At 72.2% G+C, this 18296-nt stretch carries 16 protein-coding genes; 2 read left to right on the top strand and 14 right to left on the bottom strand.

Features of this window, described 5'->3' with window-relative positions:
- Nucleotides 1-2: 2 nt before the first annotated feature.
- The 5 genes from J3R08_RS30505 to J3R08_RS30485 all read right to left on the bottom strand — a co-directional run bounded on the left by J3R08_RS30505 (nt 3) and on the right by J3R08_RS30485 (nt 5432).
- Nucleotides 3-665: a DUF5701 family protein gene (locus J3R08_RS30505; RefSeq protein ID WP_245254841.1), complete on the bottom strand. Its 663-nt coding sequence runs from the start codon at nt 663-665 to the stop codon at nt 3-5.
- A 66-nt stretch (nt 666-731) separates the two neighbouring features.
- Nucleotides 732-1487, bottom strand: a complete 756-nt coding sequence (locus J3R08_RS30500) for a LytTR family DNA-binding domain-containing protein (RefSeq protein WP_113974511.1) — start codon at nt 1485-1487, stop codon at nt 732-734.
- Nucleotides 1484-2707 (bottom strand): histidine kinase, encoded by a 1224-nt coding sequence (locus tag J3R08_RS30495; RefSeq protein ID WP_064448098.1) that lies wholly within the window; start codon nt 2705-2707, stop codon nt 1484-1486. The genes J3R08_RS30500 and J3R08_RS30495 overlap by 4 nt, the downstream gene beginning before the upstream one ends.
- A gap of 33 nt (nt 2708-2740) precedes the next feature.
- A complete protein-coding gene (locus J3R08_RS30490) occupies nt 2741-4246 on the bottom strand; it encodes a sugar transferase (RefSeq protein ID WP_069089258.1) in 1506 nt (501 codons plus the stop codon).
- Between the two features lie 325 nt (nt 4247-4571).
- On the bottom strand, nt 4572-5432 hold the full coding sequence (locus tag J3R08_RS30485) for an Fpg/Nei family DNA glycosylase (RefSeq protein WP_030499405.1): 861 nt from the start codon (nt 5430-5432) through the stop codon (nt 4572-4574).
- 24 nt (nt 5433-5456) lie between these two features.
- On the opposite strand from J3R08_RS30485, the gene J3R08_RS30480 reads away from it, so the two are divergent.
- Nucleotides 5457-6731: a glycosyltransferase gene (locus J3R08_RS30480; RefSeq protein ID WP_209963743.1), complete on the top strand. Its 1275-nt coding sequence runs from the start codon at nt 5457-5459 to the stop codon at nt 6729-6731.
- Between the two features lie 73 nt (nt 6732-6804).
- On the opposite strand, the gene J3R08_RS30475 is transcribed toward J3R08_RS30480, so the two are convergent.
- The 4 genes from J3R08_RS30475 to J3R08_RS30460 all read right to left on the bottom strand — a co-directional run bounded on the left by J3R08_RS30475 (nt 6805) and on the right by J3R08_RS30460 (nt 9814).
- The gene (locus J3R08_RS30475; protein WP_209963740.1) at nt 6805-7527 is read right to left on the bottom strand and encodes a CDP-alcohol phosphatidyltransferase family protein; all 723 of its coding nucleotides are present in this window, start codon (nt 7525-7527) and stop codon (nt 6805-6807) included.
- Entirely contained in the window at nt 7502-8569 is a 1068-nt protein-coding gene (locus J3R08_RS30470; RefSeq protein ID WP_209963737.1) for an iron-containing alcohol dehydrogenase family protein, read from the bottom strand. Before J3R08_RS30470 ends, J3R08_RS30475 begins: the two co-directional genes overlap by 26 nt.
- Entirely contained in the window at nt 8557-9288 is a 732-nt protein-coding gene (locus J3R08_RS30465; protein WP_043327756.1) for a sugar phosphate nucleotidyltransferase, read from the bottom strand. Before J3R08_RS30465 ends, J3R08_RS30470 begins: the two co-directional genes overlap by 13 nt.
- Nucleotides 9289-9358: 70 nt before the next feature.
- Nucleotides 9359-9814, bottom strand: coding sequence for an NUDIX domain-containing protein (locus J3R08_RS30460; protein WP_223201280.1), 456 nt, complete (start codon nt 9812-9814; stop codon nt 9359-9361).
- 112 nt (nt 9815-9926) lie between these two features.
- On the opposite strand from J3R08_RS30460, the gene J3R08_RS30455 reads away from it, so the two are divergent.
- Nucleotides 9927-10319 (top strand): cyclic nucleotide-binding/CBS domain-containing protein, encoded by a 393-nt coding sequence (locus J3R08_RS30455; RefSeq protein ID WP_030499400.1) that lies wholly within the window; start codon nt 9927-9929, stop codon nt 10317-10319.
- Nucleotides 10320-10415: 96 nt separating this feature from the next.
- On the opposite strand, the gene J3R08_RS30450 is transcribed toward J3R08_RS30455, so the two are convergent.
- The 5 genes from J3R08_RS30450 to J3R08_RS30430 all read right to left on the bottom strand — a co-directional run bounded on the left by J3R08_RS30450 (nt 10416) and on the right by J3R08_RS30430 (nt 18281).
- The gene (locus J3R08_RS30450) at nt 10416-13502 is read right to left on the bottom strand and encodes a malectin domain-containing carbohydrate-binding protein (protein WP_113974516.1); all 3087 of its coding nucleotides are present in this window, start codon (nt 13500-13502) and stop codon (nt 10416-10418) included.
- Nucleotides 13503-13691: 189 nt separating this feature from the next.
- Entirely contained in the window at nt 13692-14735 is a 1044-nt protein-coding gene (locus J3R08_RS30445) for a glycoside hydrolase family 26 protein (protein WP_043327759.1), read from the bottom strand.
- A 141-nt stretch (nt 14736-14876) separates the two neighbouring features.
- Entirely contained in the window at nt 14877-15809 is a 933-nt protein-coding gene (locus J3R08_RS30440; protein ID WP_069090049.1) for a sulfotransferase, read from the bottom strand.
- 28 nt (nt 15810-15837) lie between these two features.
- On the bottom strand, nt 15838-17451 hold the full coding sequence (locus tag J3R08_RS30435) for an oligosaccharide flippase family protein (RefSeq protein WP_166456767.1): 1614 nt from the start codon (nt 17449-17451) through the stop codon (nt 15838-15840).
- Nucleotides 17418-18281 (bottom strand): sulfotransferase, encoded by an 864-nt coding sequence (locus J3R08_RS30430; protein ID WP_043327762.1) that lies wholly within the window; start codon nt 18279-18281, stop codon nt 17418-17420. Before J3R08_RS30430 ends, J3R08_RS30435 begins: the two co-directional genes overlap by 34 nt.
- Nucleotides 18282-18296 lie beyond the last annotated feature (15 nt).

The following is an 18296-nucleotide window of genomic DNA, read 5'->3' as shown; positions in this document are numbered from 1 at the left end:
CGTCAGCCGAGTCCCACCCGTACCGGGTTCGAGGTCGCCGAGCCCAGCCAGGTGTGCGGGTTGCCGAACCAGCACCACCCGAGCTTCGGCGCGCCCTGACTGATCCAGAGCGCGGGCACCCGCCGGTCACCGCAGCGCGAGCCCACCAGCGAGAAGCACCTGTTGCTCGCCAGCGCCTCCGGGTACAGCGTGACGAACGCCAGGCCCTCGTCGATGGTGATGGGGAGCCGGTCCTTCGCGGTCATGTCCTCCAGCGCGGCCGACGGCGCCACGTTGCGGTACTCCTCGCCCCGGTCCACGTCGAAGAGCAGGTACGCGGGCCCGGCCGGCACCTCCAGCTCCTTGATCGGGTGGAAGGTGGGCAGGTCGTCGGCGGGGAAGTTCCGGTCGAGGATGCCGGTCTTGCGCTTGCCGGCGAGCGTGGTGAGCGCGATCCGCTCCGGCACCGGCACCAGTTCCCGCGTGGTCACCAGCAGGAACGGCACCCGCCCCTCGGTGGGGCCGCGCAGCCCGGCGGAACCGGTGACCGCCGCGTCGCGCAGCGGGCTGAGCAGGGCGCGGAACGTCTCCTCGGTCTGCCCGGCCAGCGCCGGATAGCCGAGTTGAACGAGGCGGTCGAGCTGGCTGTCGAATTCTGCGGCGGCGTCGAAGCGGTCGTCGGACATGCGGTCCCCCACCCTGTCGTACGGTCTGCCGTACATTGTACGCCAGCGTCGGCGGTGGCCCGTCCCTCAGCGACTCCAGTCCTGCTTCGCGGCGCGTACCAGCTTGTCCTTCAGCTCCCGGGTGTGCCGGCGGCTCACCGGCAGCTCGGATCCGTCGATCACCACCACATAGCCGGAGTTGACCAGCCGCAACTCGGCGATGAGCCGCAACTGCACCAGGTACGAACGGTGGATCCGGACGAACCCGGCATCGGCCCAGCGCTCGGCCAGCGTCGCCAGCGAGACCCGGACCAGGTGCGACCCGTCCGCCGTGTGCAGGCGCGCGTAGTCGCCCTGCGCCTCCACCCACCGCACCGCCGAACGGGGCAGCATCCGGGTGGTGCCCGCCAGCTCGATCGGGATGGTCGGATCCTCCTCCGCCCGGGCCAGCGCGGCCGGGTGCGACGGCACCACCCGGGCGCCGATCACCCGGCGCAGCGACTCGGCCAGCCGCTCGGCGCGTACCGGCTTGCGGACGTAGTCGGTGGCGCCCAGGTCGAACGCGTCCACCGCGCCGTCGTCGTACGCGGTGACGAACACGATCGCCGGCGGACGGGCGAACCGGCGCAGCACCCGGGCCAGTTCCATGCCGTCCAGCCCCGGCATCCGGATGTCGAGGAACACCACGTCCACGTCGTCGTCGCGGAGCACCCGCAGCGCCTCTGTCGCGTCCCCCGCCGTGTGCAGCCGGGCCACCCGGGGATCGGCGCGCAGGTGGTACGCCAGCTCGTCCAGCGCGGGCGGCTCGTCGTCCACCGCCAGCACCCGAAGGAACCCCGTCACGAGGAAACCCGTACGCCGGGGTGGAACTTCGGCACCCGCATGCTCACCTTCGTACCCGAGCCGAGGCCGGTCTCGACGACCAGGCCGAACCCGTCCCCGAAGACCGACCGGAGCCGTTCGTCGACGTTCGAGAGGCCGACGTGCTGCCCCGGGTCGTCGGCCGGGTCGCTGCCCGCCCCGGACAGCTCGGCGATCCCGGCGGTCAGCGTCGTCGGATCCATCCCCACCCCGTCGTCCTCCACCGTGATGTGACACTCCGCGCCCGCGTCCCGGGCCTCGATGCTCACCATGCCGGTGCCCGGCTTGCGGGACAACCCGTGGCGGACCGCGTTCTCCACGAGCGGCTGCAGGCAGAGGAACGGCAGCGTCACCGGCAGCACCTCGGGGGCGATCTGCAGGCGCACCTGGAGCCGCTCGCCGAACCGTGCCCGCTCGATGGTCAGGTAGCGGTCGATCGAGCGCAGCTCCTCGGCGAGCGTGGTGAACTCGCCGTGCGCCCGGAACGAGTAGCGGGTGAACTCGGCGAACTCCAGGATCAGCTCCCGGGCCCGCTCCGGGTCGGTACGCACGAACGAACCGATCGCGGTCAGCGCGTTGTAGATGAAGTGTGGGCTGATCTGGGCGCGCAACGCGCGCACCTCGGCCCGGGCGAGCCGCTCCCGCGACGACTCCAGCTCGGCCAGGGCGAGCTGGTCGCCCGCCCAGTGCGCGGTCTCCAGCGTGGCCTGCACCAGACCCGGGGCCGGCCGCTCGCCGGCCACCGCCACCAGCGCGCCGACCACCCGGCCGTCCGCGCGCAGCGGCGCCACCACCGCGCCGCGGACCGGGCAGTCGACCAGGTCGCAGCGCAGCTCCGACTCGCCCAGCACGGTGGAACGCCCGCTGCCGACCGCGCGCCGGGCCGCCGCGACCAGTTGATCGCCGTGGTGCGCGCCCTGCCCGTCGACGGCGAGCAGCGTGTCCCGGTCCGTCAGCGCCAGTCCGGCCGCGCCCACCAGGGCCCGCAGATGGCGTACGGCCTTCGCCGCGTCCGCGGCGGTCAGCCCGGCGCGCAGCGGCTCGGCGGCGAGCCCTGCGGTGTGCAGCACCTCGTACGTGGCGCGCTGCGTCGCCGTGGCGATGCCCCGCCGGCCACGCAGCCGCAGCACCGCCCAGAGCGCCGCCGCCAACGCGGTCACGAGCGAGACGACGGCGAAGACGGCGGAGAGGTTGCCACCCACGCAGCGATCCTGCCGGGTGCCGGCCCGGTAGCGCTAGTACGCGCCCTTGCGGGCCAGCACCACGCCCACGGTCCGCCACAGGATGCTCAGGTCGTACGCCAGCGACCAGTTGTCGACGTAGTAGAGGTCGAGCCGGACCGCCTCGTCCCAGGACAGGTCGGAGCGGCCGGACACCTGCCACAGCCCGGTCATGCCCGGCCGGACCAGCAGCCGGCGGCGTACGTCGCCCAGGAAGTCGCCGTCGTCGGCGGGCAGCGGGCGCGGGCCGACGAGCGACATCTCGCCCCACAGTACGTTGATCAGCTGGGGCAGCTCGTCCAGCGACGTGGCCCGCAGGAAGCGGCCCACCGGGAAGACCCGGGGGTCCTGCTTCATCTTGAACAGCATGCCGTCGGTCTCGTTCCGGTCGACCAGACCGGCGAGCCGCTCCTCGGCGTCGACGTACATGGTCCGGAACTTCCAGACCCGGAACGTCCGCCCCTCGTGCCCGACGCGGGGCTGGCGGAAGAAGACCGGCCCGGGGTCGGAGATCCGGATGGCCAGGGCGATGGCGGCGAAGAGCGGGACCAGCATCAGCAGGCCCAGGCCGGCGGCCACCCGGTCCATCAGGTTCTTGACCAGCAGCGCCGGCCCGGACAGGGTCGGCTCCTCGACGTGCAGCAGCGGCAGGCCCTCGATCGGGCGGATGTGCACCCGGGGACCGGCGATGTCGGTGAGTTGGGGCGCGACCACCAGGTCGACGCCGGAGCCCTCCAGCTGCCAGGCCAGGCGGCGCAGCTCGCCCGGCTCGGCGCTGGCCGAGCCGCAGACCGCGATGGTGTCGCCGCCGACCTCACGTACCAGGGCGAGCACGTCGCGGCCCGCGTACACCGGCACCGGGGTCTCCAGGCCGCGGGCGGCGGCGTACCCGTCGGTGAGGTGGATGGCCACCGGGATCAGGCCGACCGACGGGTGCCGGGTGACAGTGGTGTAGACCTCCAGGCACTCGGGCAGCGTGCCGACGAGCACCATCCGGTGCCCGGCGTGCCCGAACCGGCGGCGCAGCCCGTGCAGGGCGGCCCGGGCGATCAGGCGGCCGAGCAGGATCAGCAGCAGCGCGCCGAGCAGCGCGAAGCCGACGGTCCACCGGGACAGTGTGGTCTTCGTCGCGAAGGCGAGGAACGACACGGTCGCTGCGACCGCCAGGCCCGAGCGGATCACCCGCTTGAACTCGTCCGGACCGAGGCCGAGGTAGCGCCGGTCGTACGCCCGGTTGCCCCAGAGGATGAGCACCCAGCCGAGCGGCAGCAGCAGGAACGCCACGGTGTAGAACCACGCCTCGGGCGCGTCCCGGAAACCGGAGGCCGCCTGCTCGAAGATCTGCACGGCCAGGAAGCTGGCCAGAGCCGCCGCGCCGAAGTCGAGCAGCAGCAGGAACAGGATGTAGGGCCGGTGCCACCGGGAGACCCGGCGCCGGGCGCGGGCCCACGCCGACCGGGGTACGCCGTTGTGCGACGGCGGAGTCGGCGGCTGGATCTCAAAGCTGTCGACGTGCCGCACGCTCTTGCTCCGGCCTCTGTCGGTTACCGGGCGCTGGAGGCTTGTCGTCACCTCAACCCATGTCCTCCCGCATGACCCGCACCCTCACTCGCCGTGAGGATCCGGGTCGCTCACCGTCCCAGTCTCCCACGCGGGCCCGGCCCGGACCGGCCCCCGCGAAGAAGCCGTGCCGCTGGTGCTCGGTGAGATCTGGCCGGCTCCGAATCAGTTGTGAAGCCGGGGACCGAGCCACTATACCGATGGATGACCACTCGGGTAGAGGGGCGGACCCGGACCTTCGGCGATCCCGGGTCGATTCCACTCAGTAATCGCCGGGTGCGGTTACTCACCGTACGAGACGGGACAACCTTCGGTCAGCCAGCGGCTTCCCGCCGGTCTGACATGTGGGGCAGTACTGGAGGCTCGAATCGGCGAACGAGACCTCACGCACCGTGTCGCCGCAGACCGGACACGGCAGGCCCTTGCGGGCGTGCACCTTGAGCCCGGAGCGCTTCTCGCCCTTCAGCTCCGCCGCCCGCTGGCCCATCGACCGGCGTACCGCGTCGCCGAGGACCGTGCGCGTCGCCGCGTGCAGGCCGGCGAGCTGGTCGTCGGTGAGCCGGTCGGTGATCGCGAACGGCGACAGCCGCGCCGCGTGCAGGATCTCGTCGGAGTACGCGTTACCCACCCCGGCGAGCACCGACTGGTCGGTCAGCACGCCCTTCACCTGGCCCCGGCGACTGCGCAGCCGCTCGGCGAAGGTCGGCAGATCCGCCTCCAGCGCGTCCGGCCCGAGCTTCGCCACACCCGGCACCAGCGCCGGGTCGGTGACCAGATAGGCGGCCAGCTTCTTCTGGGTGCCTGCCTCGGTCAGGTCGAAGCCGGAGCCGTCGTCGAGGCGTACCCGCACCGCTATCGGGCCCTTGCCGGGCCGCAGCGGGGTCGCCGCCGGGAACGCCTCCCGGTAGTGCAGCCAGCCTGCCCGGGCCAGGTGGACCACCAGGTGCAGTCCCTCGTCGAACCGGACATCGAGGAACTTGCCGTACCGGCCGGCACCGGTGACCGTACGGCCGGCGACAGTGCTCGGCGGCGGGTCGTACGTCTTGAGCGCGCTGATCGCGGCGACCTCGAACCGCTCCACGCGGCGGCCCACCGCACGCTCGCGCAGGTAACCGGCGAGCGCTTCCACCTCCGGAAGTTCGGGCATCGTCCAACGGTAGCCTTCTTTCCCGTGAGAATCGTGGTGGCGCACAACCGGTACCGGGAAGCCCAGCCCTCCGGCGAGAACACCATCGTCGACGCGGAGATCGCCCAGCTCACCGCCGCCGGCGTGGAGGTGCTGCCGTTCCTGCGCAGCTCCGACGAGATCCCGTCGATGTCCAAGCCGGCCAAGGCGCTGCTGCCGATCTCGCCGATCTGGGCCCCGAAGGCCCAGCACGACCTCGACCGCCTGCTGACCGAGCACCGGCCGGACGTGCTGCACCTGCACAACCCGTACCCTCTGCTCTCGCCCTGGGTGGTGCGGACCGCGCACAAGCGCGGGGTGCCGGTGGTGCAGACCGTGCACAACTACCGGCAGGTCTGCTCCTCCGGGCTGTACTTCCGCGACGGCGTGATCTGCCAGGACTGCCGGGGCCGGGCGCTGGGCGTGCCGGCGATCGTGCACCGTTGCTACCGCAACTCGCGGGCGCAGAGCGCGCTGATGGCGACCACACTCGCCGTGCACCGCCCGACCTGGAAGTCGGTGGACCGGTACATCGCGCTCACCACGGCTGTGGCTGATCATCTGCGCGACTACGGCATTCCGGAAGAGCGGATCGTGGTCAAGCCGAACGCGGTACCCGACCCGGGCACCCCGGCGCCGGTCGGGAACGGCTTCCTCTTCATGGGGCGGCTCAGCCCGGAGAAGGGGCTGGACCTGCTGCTCGCCGCGTGGCGGCGGCATCCGGTGGGTGCGCTCGGCCCGCTGCGCATCGCCGGTGACGGCGAGCTGCGCCCGCTCGCCGAGGCGGCCGCCGCGGAGCGGCCCGACGTGCTCTACCTGGGCCAGCTCGACCGCTCCGGGGTACGCGCGGCGCTGGCCGACAGCTCCGTGGTGCTGGCCACCTCCACCTGGCACGACGTGCTGCCCACCGTGATCATCGAGGCGCTGGCGTCCGGGCGGCCGGTGCTCGGCACCGCGCTGGGCGGCATCCCGTACCTGGTGGGTGCGGACGGCCCGCGCGAGCCCGCCGGCACCGGCCCGGCCGAGGTGGCCACCGCCGCGCCCGGCGACGGGCATGTCGCGTTGCCGGTCGGGGTGCAGCGCGGCGAGGCGGGTTGGGTGGTGGCGCCGGAGGTCGACGCGCTGGCCGCCGCGCTGCCGCTGGCCGCCGCCGAGGCGACAGCGCTGGCTCCGGCGGCCCGGAGCCGGTACGAGCGCACGTTCCACCCCGACGTGATCACCAAGCGCCTGATCGACATCTACGCCGGCCTGGCCGCCCCCGGAGGCCGCCCCGCGCGCTGAGCCCAGGTGTGCTGAGCCCGGGTGTTAGGAAGGGCCCCTTTTTGTGCACGAGGCGTTAAGAAGGGGCCCTTCCTTACCGCAGGGAGGCGCGGGCGGAGAAGGCGATGCTCGCCAGCAGGAAGCCGCCGTTGACGGTCGTGAACGCGACCATCACCCAGAACGCCAGCGCGGGCGCGAAAGCCAGCACCAGACCGGCCACGAAGATCACCGCGCCGTAGTCGCGGACCAGCTTCACCAGGCGTACCGGGAGCGAGGTCGAGGTGACCATGCTCGCCGCGTTCGGCCCGGACTGCATCACCGACGTCACCAGGTTGACCATCCAGGTGCCGGCGAACACCGCCACCAGCCACACCGGCGTGGACGGGCGCTGCGCCACCGCCGTCGCGCCGATGGCCGCGACCAGCGCGATCTGGGCGGCCACGTCGCAGAGCACGTCGATCCGGGCGCCGGCCGCGCTGCCCTGCCCGGTCACCCGGGCGAGCTGCCCGTCGGCGCAGTCCAGCGCGTACGCGATCTGCCACGCGACCAGCGCGAACAGCCCGACCGCCCAGGCCGCAACGGTGCCGGCGGCCACGTCGTCGGCGAGCGCCACCACGGTGACCGAGGCGGCCAGCCCCAGCACCAGGTTGGCCAGCGTCAGCGCGGTCGGGCGCAACCCCAGGCGCTGGGCGACGAGCGCGAAGGCCGCCCCGATCCACTGGCTGATCGACTCGCTGAAGAGGCCGCCTCCCCGGTTGACCCGGTGGAAGTCGGCGACTGTGGGACGGGGCTCAGCCAAGGTGGTCGCGGAGGGCACCGGCGTAGTCTGCCAGCCGCTCCCGCGTCTCGGTAGCCGACATCGCGAGGTGTTCGAGGATGGTGTAGCGGTCCGGCCGGGTGGCCGGCGCGAACTGCACCGCCTCCACGAACTGGTCGTCGGTCAGCCCCACCTCGGCCGGCAGCCGGGGCAGCCCGTGCCGGGCCAGGCAGGCCGTCATCTCGGCGAACCGGCGCTCGTCGCCGCGCAGGTACGTGCAGAACAGCGCGCCGAGCCCGGCCAGCTCGCCGTGCGAGGCGGTACCGGGGAACAGCGCGTCGATCGCGTGCATGATCTCGTGGCAGCCGCCGCTGCACGGCCGGCTGGTGCCCTCGATCGCCATCGCCAGGCCACTGGAGATCAGCGCGTCGGCGAGCACCGTGACGAAGCCGTCGTCGTTCATGTCACCCGGGTGGTTGAGCACCGCCTCGGCGCCCGCGCGCGACAGCGAGGCGGCCAGCCCGTCGACCCGCTCACCGCGGACCCGCCGGGCCAGTTCCCAGTCCGCCAGCGCGCTGATGTTGCTGACCACGTCGCCGATGCCGGCCCGGTTGTGCCGCTCCGGCCCGGCCTCCACGAAGTCCAGGTCCACGATCACGGCGATCGGGATGTGCACGCCGTAGGAGCCCTTCAGGCCCTCGGTGATCAGGCTGGCGACCGGGGAGGCGATGCCGTCGTTGGCGAGGCTCGTCGCCACCGACACCATCGGCAGCCCGCGCCGGGTCGCCGCGTACTTGGCCACGTCGATCGTCTTGCCGCCGCCGATGCCGACCACCGCGTCGTACGACCGGGCGCGCAGCTTCGTCCCCAGGTCGTCGGCGGCGTCCAGCGTCCCCCCGGCCACGGTGAACACGTCGGCCGAGCGCAACGACGGCCGGATCAGCTCGGCGATCCGTTCGCCCTGCCCCGGCCCGACCACCACGGCGACGTCGCCACCGGCGGAGATCCGCCCGTCGGAGAGGATCGCCGCCAGGTCGGCCACCGCGCCCCGCCGCACGTCGATGTGCAGCGGGGTGAGGATGCTGCGGGCTAGTAGCGGCACGCGATCTCCCGCGCCCGGGCCAGATCGGCGTGGTTGTCGACCTCGACCCAGGAGACGTCACCGATCGGGGCCGCCCGCACCTCGCCGCCGCGCTCGGCGAACTCCTGGTAGCCGTCCTCGTAGTAGAGGTTCGGGTCGCGCCGCCAGGTCGCCTCCAGCGCGTCCGCGAGCGGCTCGGCCACCTGCGGCTCGATCAGCGTCGCGCCGATGTACTCGCCGTACGCCTCGCCCGGGTCCATCAGCTTGGTGATGCGGGTGAGCTGGCCGGCGGCGTCGAAGGTGGTCTTCATCTCCTCCTCGGCCAGCGGCTTGAGCGTGTCCACGGCGAGCAGGATGCCCGGCCCGCGCTCGGCCAGCAGCGTCTTCTCCACGCTCACCGGGTGCACGGTGTCGCCGTTGACGAGCAACACGCCCCGGGAGAAGTACTCGCGCGCCAGCCAGAGCGAGTACGCGTTGTTCCACTCCTCGGCCTTGTCGTTGTGGACCAGGGTGAGCGTGACGCCGTACTTCTCCTCCAGGGCGGCCTGCCGCTGCCGCACCGCGTCGGCCGCGTAGCCGACCACGATCACGACCTCGTTCAGCCCCACCTCGGCGAGGTTGCGCAGCGCGATGTCGAGGATGGTGGTCTCCCCGTCGACCGGCACCAGGGCCTTGGGCAGGGTGTCGGTGTACGGCCGCAGCCGGCGCCCCGCTCCCGCGGCGAGCACCATCCCGATCATGCCGACACGCTCCTCTTCTCGACCCGATTCCACCCGGCGAGGATATCGCCGGGCGCCGACCGGCAGTGGTTCAGCCCGTCAGCCCGATCGAACGCAGCGCGGCGAAGCCGTCCTCGGCGATCCGCCGGATCAGCCCGTCGTTGACGTTCCGGTGCTCGTCGAGCAGGTCGACGTCCGACTCCGCCAGCCAGCGGAACTCGGTGTGCTTGCCGGCCTCCAGCCGAGGGCGGCTCAGGTCGCCGTCCACCCGGACCAGGAAGTCGGTCTCCACCCGGGTCAGCCCGTCGTCGGCGGTGTAACGGTATTCACCGACCAGGCCGAGTACGTGCGACACGGACCAGCCGGTCTCCTCGGTGACCTCCCGGCGCAGCGCGTCGTCGATCTCCTCGCCCGGTTCGAGGTGGCCGCCGACGATGTCCCAGCAGTTCGGGAAGAGGCGTCGGTCGGGGGATCGGCGTTGGATGAAGATGCGGCCGTCGTCGTCGACGATCAGCGCGCCGGCGCAGCGCAGGGGCTCGGTGGGCACCCTCCGACAGTAGCCATCCGCGCCGCCTCCGGCGATGCCCGTCCTTGTCCCGGTACGCATAGAGGGCCCACCATGTCCGTACTCAGTCGCCGTCCCACAGGGGTGATGTGTGATGCAGGTACGCGAAGCGATGTCCAGCGAGGTACTCGTGGTCGGGCCGGAGCACACGCTCCGGCAGGCGGCCCGGATGATGTCGGCCCGCGGTGTCGGGTCGGCGGTCGTGATCGACCCGGACTCCGAAGGGGTCGGGATCATGACCGAACGCGACGTGCTGAAGGCGATCGGTGCCGGGCTCGACCCGGATGTCGAGCGCACCGGCGCGCACCTGACCTGGGACGTCGTCTACGCCGGCCCGGACTGGACGGTCGAGGAGGCCGCCGCGGCGATGGCCCGGGGCGGTTTCCGGCACCTGGTCGTGCTCGACGGGCGTGAGGTGGCTGGAGTGATCTCGGTACGGGATCTGATGCGGGTCTGGGCGGGGCAGCACGCGCCGACCCGGAGCTGAACCGGGCCGGCGCGACGGGCGCCGGAGAAGGGCGATGGCCCGGCCGATACCGGCCGGGCCATCGTCGTGTGTGTTCTGTTTCGGTCGTGCCGCCCGTCAGGGGCCGACGAAGACCGAGGTGCCGCGCCAGTCCACGTCGTCGACGCTCGGACCGCTGCGCACCGTGGCGGTACCGGTCGGCACGCCGCCCGACCACGCCATCGAGGCGAGGTTGCCGGTGCTCCGGGAGACGACGTAGAGCGTGTCGCCGTCCAGGAACAGGCCGCCCGCGTCGGCGAAGCCGGTGGTGCCGGTGACCGTGTTGCGCTCGGCGCCGACGGTGCCGGTGTCCGGCGCGAACCCGCGCCAGAACAGCGTGCTCTGACCGGCCAGCGAGTAGTAGACCCGGCCCTTGGAGTAGAACATCGCGGTCACGTTCGGCAGTTCGGCGGAGAAGTTGCCGGTCATGCCGGCGTAGGTGGAGCCCTCCGGCGCGGAGCCGGTGACGACCAGGTCCCACTTCGCGTCGTGGTACGGGTCCAGCTTCTTCGCGGTGCCGAACTCGGTGCCGTCGAACGAGCGCTTGTAGAGGTCGCCGCCGACGCCGTAGAACAGGTCACCGCCGACCCAGAACGCGCCCTTGATGTTCGACCAGCCGGTGTTGTCGCCGTTCGGCACCGACATCGCGTTGCCGACCGAGGACGCGCCGTCGTACGTCCGCTTGGTGATGCTGTCCACGGTGGTGGACGGCGGCACCGGCGGCAGCTTGACGATCTCGATGGCCTGCACCAGCGGGTTCTCCAGGACGCGACCGAAGTCGATGTCGATGTTGCCGTCACTGGTGACCGGGAACGCCCGCATGGTGCCCCGGTTGGTTGCGCCGATCGCCGTGATCGGGTCGAAGTTGCTCAGCTTGACGACGCCGTCGATGCTGACGTTGAACTTGCGCTTGCCGGCGGTGGCGGTACCGGCGTAGCGGTTCGCCAGGTAGAGGCGCACCTGCACCGGCGTGCCGGCCGGAACCGGGAAGTCCCACTGCATGTCCGGCGCGGTCGACTCGTCCCACCGCTCCGAGTTGAACAGCTCCACCGGCGTGCCGGCCGGCACGGTGGCGTCGAGCGCGGCGTTGGTGGTGTAGCTGGTCACCTGGCTGCCGGTGTTGTGGTAGGTGCTCGGCGCGGCGGCGGTGTCCGCGGCCCAGGCCGGCCCGCTCGGCGCGGCCATCTGGTCGCCACCGGCGTTGACCCGGTAGAGCACGTCCGAGGCGTCCGGGGTGGGCGCGGTCTTGACGATCTCGATGCCGTGGACCAGCGGGTTCTGGACCACCCGGCCGAAGTCGATGTCGACCACGCCGTCGCTGACCAGGGAGATCGACTGCATCGTGCCGCGGTCGGTGCCACCGGCGGCCACGACCGGGTCGAAGTCGTTCAGCTTGAGCACGCCGTCGACGCTGACGTCGAACTTGCGGTTACCCGGCTTGCTCGTGCCGGACCAGCGGTTGGCCATGTAGATCCGGACGTCGATCCGGGTGCCGGCCGCGACCGGGATGTCCCACTGCATGTCCGGCGCGGTCGACTCGTCCCACCGCTCCGAGTTGAACAGCGTGGCCGGCGTGCTCGCCGGCACGGTGGCGTCGAACGTGGCGTTCGTCGGGTACGTGGTCACGCTGTTGCCGGTGTTGTGGTACGGGCTCGGCGAGGCCTCGCTGTCGGCGGCCCAGTCCGGCCCGCCGTCGGTGGCCGGGATGGCCGGACCGCCGGCGTTGACCCGGTAGAGCACCTCGGTCTGCGCCGCGCGACCGGCCTGGTAGACGTTGCCCGGCAGGCCCTTGGTGCTGGTCGAGTGCGGGGCGTTGCCACCGGCCAGCGGGAAGAACGCGAGCCGCTTGCGCTGGTAGTCGAAGTCGCCGATGTACTCCTGGTCGCTGCCCAGCCAGAGCCCCTCCGGGGTCACCAGCATCTCGGTGACGCCGTAGCCGCGCGGGTGGCGGCCCGGGTTCCAGGACAGCGGCAGGCCGCTGACCGGGTCGAGGGCGGCGATGCTGGCACGCGGCACCGCGCCCGGTCCGGCCTTGTCCCGGGCGAGCGGGTTGTTCGACCAGCGGAAGTGGCCGCCGACGTAGATGGCCTTCTCGCTGATGCCGACGGAGAGGAAGGTGTCGCCGCCGCTGAAGTTCGTCCAGGTCGGCTTCTGGCCGGCGCCGGTGGCGTCGGTCTCCCAGCGGGCCGCGGAGTCACAGAGCGTGCCGGGGTAGGACGCGCCGGTGGTGACGACCACGAAGTACTTGCTGTCCGGGGAGAACTGGACGTCGCGCACCCACGAGTCGAACGCGGTGTACTTGCAGGCCGCGGCGTAGCTGTCGGTGTTCCAGTCGGCGATGGTCGCGGAGTTCTCACCGAGGTTGATCCGCACGATCTGGTCGTGCACGACGCCGTCGGCCTTCTTGAAGTTGCCGATGACCACGAGGTGCTTGCCGTCCGGCGAGACGGTGAACTTCTCCACGCCGACACCGGCCGAGGCCCCGTTGTTGGTCGGGGTCCAGTTGTGGTTCTCGGTCAGCGCCACGGTGAGGTAGTCGTCCACCGCGCCGGTGGTCGGGTTCAGCGAGGCCAGCCCGTTGCGGTTGGTCGTCGCGGTGACGGTGGTGAAGATGCCGCCGACGAGCAGGTGGCCGTCGACGAGCGCGATGTCGCTGACGGTGCCGTTGAACGCCGGGCCCTTGAACCCTTCGACGGGGGTGCCGTCGGCGACGTTCAGCAGCGCCAGCTTGCGGAAGTTCTTGTCGCCGACCTTGTTGAACTTGCCGGCCACGTAGACGGTGCCAGGGGTCGGGCCGGCGATGATGGCGGTGACGTCGTTGTCCAGCACCGGCGCGAACGCATTGTCGATCTTGCCGGTGGCCTTGTCGAAGGCGAGCAGCCCGCGCCGGTCGACCGGAGTGGGTGAGGAACCCCGGTTCTGCGCGTTGGTGAACGAGCCGCCGACGATCACCTTGCTGCCGGCGTCGTGGATGGCCACCACGTTGCCGTCGTTGATGTTCGGCGTCTTGTCCGAGGGCACCTCGCCGACCATCGTGCTGTGGTCGGGCGCGGGCGCGGTGGTCGGCGCGGCGAGCGCCGGCACCGGTGTGAACAGGGTGGCGATGCCGAGTACGGCAGCGCCGAAGGCGGACACCGAGCGGTGTCTCAGGATCGAGGAAGCCACAGGCTACTCCGGGGGGAATACGTCGGAGGCGCTGCGATCGTGGCCGGTGCCGACTTGAGGCGGGGCGTCACTCGACCGACCGCAGACGTGAGAGCAATACCTTCTCGCATTCGCCGGTCGCGCGTCCACCCGGGATCGGCCTTTTTGGCCGAGGAAACGGCCCGGGTCGCACGAAAAGACGAGCGACTATCACTCGCCGGACACGGAGGGTGTCCCTGAGGGGACGCTCAGGTCGGGCATCGGCGGCTGGAAGTACGGATCCGTCGCCATCTCCCGGAAGACCTTCTCGCTTTCCGGGTCGTCGCCGAACGTGCTGTCGTAAATCGGCTTCTGCGTCTGCTTCGCCGCGAAGTAGACCGCCGCCTTGATCTGCGGGTGCTTCTTCAGGTACGGCCCGACCTCGCGCATCCAGTCGGCGCGCTGGCCCGGACGCCCGTCCTGGGTCAGGCCGAACTCGCCGATGACGACCGGCCGCGGGTGCTTCTTGGCGAACGCCATGAAGTGGTCCATGCGGTTGGAGAAGCTGTTCCACTCCGGGCTGGGATAGACGTCGGCGCAGAGCCAGTCGACCTGGTCGTCGCCGGGGTAGTAGGCGGCGGCCCGGCGCTGCGGCTCGGCGAAGCCGTCCGCGTGCGGGCACCACACCCAGGCCGCGTTGGTGACGCCCATCTCCGTGAAGATGCCGCGGACGTGCTTCCACGCGGCGACGTAGTCCTCCGGCGAGTGCATGCTCGCGGCCAGGTTCGGCCGGTCCATCTCCCACCGGTAGCGCAGCAGCACCGGAACGCCGAACTCCTTGACGTCGCGCGCGCGTTCCCGGATCAGCGTGTCGTAGATGCCGCTGACCGTGGAGCGGGTGTCGGTGCCCTGCCAGGAGATCATCTGAAGCCTGCCCCGGGCCTGGAACGCCCGCTCGCTGGCGCCCGGGAACGGCTCGTTCCACTCGTGGAACATGTGCGCGATGGCGAGTGTGCCGCCGGCGGCCCGGTTGAACTCGTCGAACGCGGCGGCCCGCCCGGTGGCGGTGTGGTACTGCGGCTTGACCCAGGTGCCGAGCCAGGCGCCCTGCTCCGGCGGCTCCGGCCCGCGGCCGGTGGTGCGGACCGGCGCGGTCCGCGGCGTCACGGTCGGTGGAGGCGGCGCCGCCGTGGTCCCCTCGTCGGACCGTTCGGAGCCGATCTCACAGGCCGTCACGGCCGGTGCCAGCAAGGCCAGGCCCAGCACGGCAGCCATCGTCAGTCGTAACCGTCGTACCACCGCAACCTCTCCCCAGGACGGTCGCCGGCCACGGTGGGGCCCTGACGGATCCGCGTGAGCGGAGAGGCACGCCGGGCCGGGCGGGCGACCCCTGGCACTCTACCCGGGGAGGAGCGCTCAGGCGGGGTAGCCGAGCTCGGTCAGCAGCGGTCCGGCCTGCGCCAGCACATCGGCCAGATCCTTTTCGGTCAGTCGCTGCCGCCAGCGCCCCACCGAGCCCGGCCGGGCCTTGGCGAAGCGGGCGTGCAACGCCGCCCGGCCGGCCGGGTCGCGTACCTCCAGGAAGTCGGCGACCACCTCGGCGGCCTCCGCCGGCCGGGTGACGACGTCCTCGTAGCGCAGGTGCCGCACCCGGTCCGCGGGCAGCTCGGCGAGCTGGGTGAGCGCGCTGCTGGTGAAGCGCCGCCACATCCAGGCCGACCGGCCCAGGTCGGAGACCTGCGTGAACTCGTCGCGCCGCTCCGGCTCCACCCAGAACCGCGGCGCGGCGCCCCAGGGCGTACCGCCCCGGCCGCTGCGACCGGTGCCGGTGGACGCGGCGTTCAGCCAGGGCTGCTCGGCGTGCGACACCGCCACGTCCCGGCCGTCCCGGTAGACGTGCAGGAAGACCGCGTCCGGGAAGACCTCGGTCAGGAACGGCACGATGAAGCAGTTCTCCGGGTCCTTCTCGGCGAAGCGCAGTCCACCGTGCCCGGACGCGGCGAGCAGCGCGCCGTAGTAGCCCCGGAAGTAGCGGGCCGCCCGCTGCGGCGTCCAGCTTCCCTCGTAGACACAGCGGGCGACCGCCTTGGTCAGGCGCGGCTCGAAGTGGTACGACACGTCCGGCAGCGCGCCGACGCAACTGCCCAGGAACGTGGTGCCGGAACGCGGGGCCCCCAGGATGAAGATCGGGCGCTCCACCTTCAGCGTGAGGCGGCGGTTGCCCGCCTCCACCGGCCGTTCCAGCTCGCGGCGTTCCTTGCGGTCCGCCAGCAGGCCGACCGCGGCGAGCTTCGCGGCCTTCACGGTGGACAGCCCGGAGTGCGGGGCGAGGGGGGAGTCGCTGGTCATCGAAGGTCCCATCGGTGCGCAGGATCGGTCAGGACTGGGCGGCCGGGTCCGACCCGGCGCGGTTGCGGCCGCGGCGAAGGGACCGCAGCGCGTCGAGGTTCAGCGTGCGCCGCCAGCGCCAGACACCCGCCGCGTACGCGGCCAGGCCGACGGCGCTCACCAGCGCGAGCACCGGCGGCGTGGCGTCGAGCAGGCTCGCCGCGCCCAGCGGCAGGCCCAGCGCCACGACGGCGAGCGCCATCGCGGTACGGGTGCCGGCGCCGAACGGGTGCAGCCGCATCGACCACCAGAGCTGGGTCAGCGGCACCAGGTTGGTGACCAGGATCGAGATCGTCCAGGCCAGGGCCGCGCCGAGGATGCCGAACCGCGGGATGAGCAGCAGGTTGCCGACCACGTTGAGCACGGTGCCGGTCATCGCGTTGTAGAACGTCCACGCGGTGCGCCCGGCCATGTTGAGCACCATGTCGACCATGCCGCATCCGGTGGCCAGCAGCATGGTCAGCGCCAGCAGCACCACGACCCGGCGGCCGTCGGCGTAACCGGCGCCGAACAGCGCCAGCATCGGCGTCGCGAAGGCCGCGAAGATCAGGTACGCGGGCCAGGAGAGGATCACCAGCCAGCCGGTGGCGACCTGGTAGAGCTGGCCCGCCTCGGCCCGGTCGTTGCGGGCGAACGCGGCGGCCAGCCGGTGCTGCACCGAGCTGGACAGCGCGACGCTGGAGAGCTGGCCCAGCGCCAGGAACCGGGTCGCCGCCGTGTAGATGGCCGCCTCGGCCGGCCCGCGCAGCGCGCTGAGCAGCACGATGTCCAGCCGCTGCACCACGATCGCGGCCAGGCTGCTGACCGCACGTGGCCCGGTGAAGCGCCAGAACGGCCCGGCCAGCTCACGCGCCGGCACCGGCCGGGTCACCTGCCGCCCGGCCCGGCCGACGAGCCGGCTCAGCCAGAACAGCGCGACCACCGCGGCGAGCAGGTACGGCACCACCCAGGCCAACGGCAGCGCCACGGTGGCGGACAGCCCGAGCCAGGCGGCCACCGCCACGGCCAGGAACTGCACCAGCGTGCGGCCGAGTCGCTCCACTGTCAGCAGCGGGCGCATCTGGCCGAAGCCCCGGCAGGCGGCGAGCGCGTAGTCGTTGAGCGCGGCCAGCGGCACGAACGCCAGCAGGATGCGCAGCGCGGTCACCGCATCCGGCCCGGCCTCCGGCATGGTGGCCCGGGCCAGCGCCGGCGCGGCCAGCCAGCCGGCGAGGCCGAGCAGCGCGCCGACCGCGAGCACCGGCAGCAACCCGACCAGGATCGTGCCCCGGATCTGGTCGCGGCGGTCCAGCGTGCGCTGGCGGCTGACGAAGTAGACGGTGCCGACGTCGGTGCCGAGCCGGGCCGCCGACGCGGCGATCATGAACGCGCTGGTGGCCGCGAAGAACATGCCGGCCTCGCGGACGGACCAGCCCCGGGCGATGACGATGTTGAGCCCGAACCCGGCCACCGCGGCCAGGCCGACACCGACCAGGTTCGCGAAGCCCTGCCGGGCCGCGCCGCCGAGCCCCGCGCCCGGCCCGGGCGGCGGTGCGGTGAGCGTCGGGGTGCCGCCGGCGTCCGGCCGGGTCACCGCCGCCACGACGGCACGCGTCCCCACCACGCCGCCAGCCGCTCGTCGTACGGGGCGAAGTGGTCCTCCAGCCGGGCCCGCAGCTCCGCCGACATGGGCGAACGGGACCGCGAGTTGTGCTTGCCGAACGCGATGTCCGCCCAGCGGGGCAGCCCGAGGAAGTCGCAGACCGCGTCGAAGGACGGGCGCGGGTCGGCGAAGAAGTCGTCGCTGTCGATGACGTGCATCCGCTCCCGCCCGACGAGCGCCTCCAGCCGCTCCAGCTGCTCGATGTAGCGGCCCCGGGCCAGGTACGCGTTGTGCTGCAGGTGCTCGCTCGCGTACGCGGCCGAGCGGATCATCCGCTCCCGCTCGCCCGCGGTCCGCTGCTCCTCCAGCGCCAGCGCCCGCTCGAAGTCAGACTCGGTCTCGTAGCCCCGCGCCAGCTCGTGCGAGTGCGCCGAGTACGCCCGCTCCACCGGGTCACGCAGCAGCACCAGCAGCTTCACCGAGGGCAGGTCCTTGGCGATGCGCTGCCCGGCCAGCGGGTGGAACATGTAGTACGGGCTGGACTCGCCGGTGATCCCGCGTACCCCGATCTGGGCCTTGACCGCCTCGGCCTTGGCCGTGGTGGGGAAGTGCCCGAGGTACCAGTTCATCCCCCGGTGGTAGTCCATGTCGAAGTAGTGCACGCCCTTGTGGTACGCGGGCGGCAGCACGCCGGGGTGCTGCGAGAGCGTCTTGAAGAGCGAGGTGGTGCCGCAGCGCTGCGCCCCCACGATCAGGAATCCCGGCACCATCCGTGAGCCGGCGGTCAACCGACCGACCGTCCGGCTCACCGACTTCACCGCGCGGAGCGCCTGCTCCCTGGCCACCGTCACGTCCCCACTCCTCAC

It is taken from the genome of Micromonospora sp. HB375, from assembly GCF_017872985.1.
Taxonomy (GTDB): Bacteria; Actinomycetota; Actinomycetes; order Mycobacteriales; family Micromonosporaceae; genus Micromonospora; species Micromonospora chalcea.
This window is presented reverse-complemented; position numbering and strand designations above follow the sequence as displayed.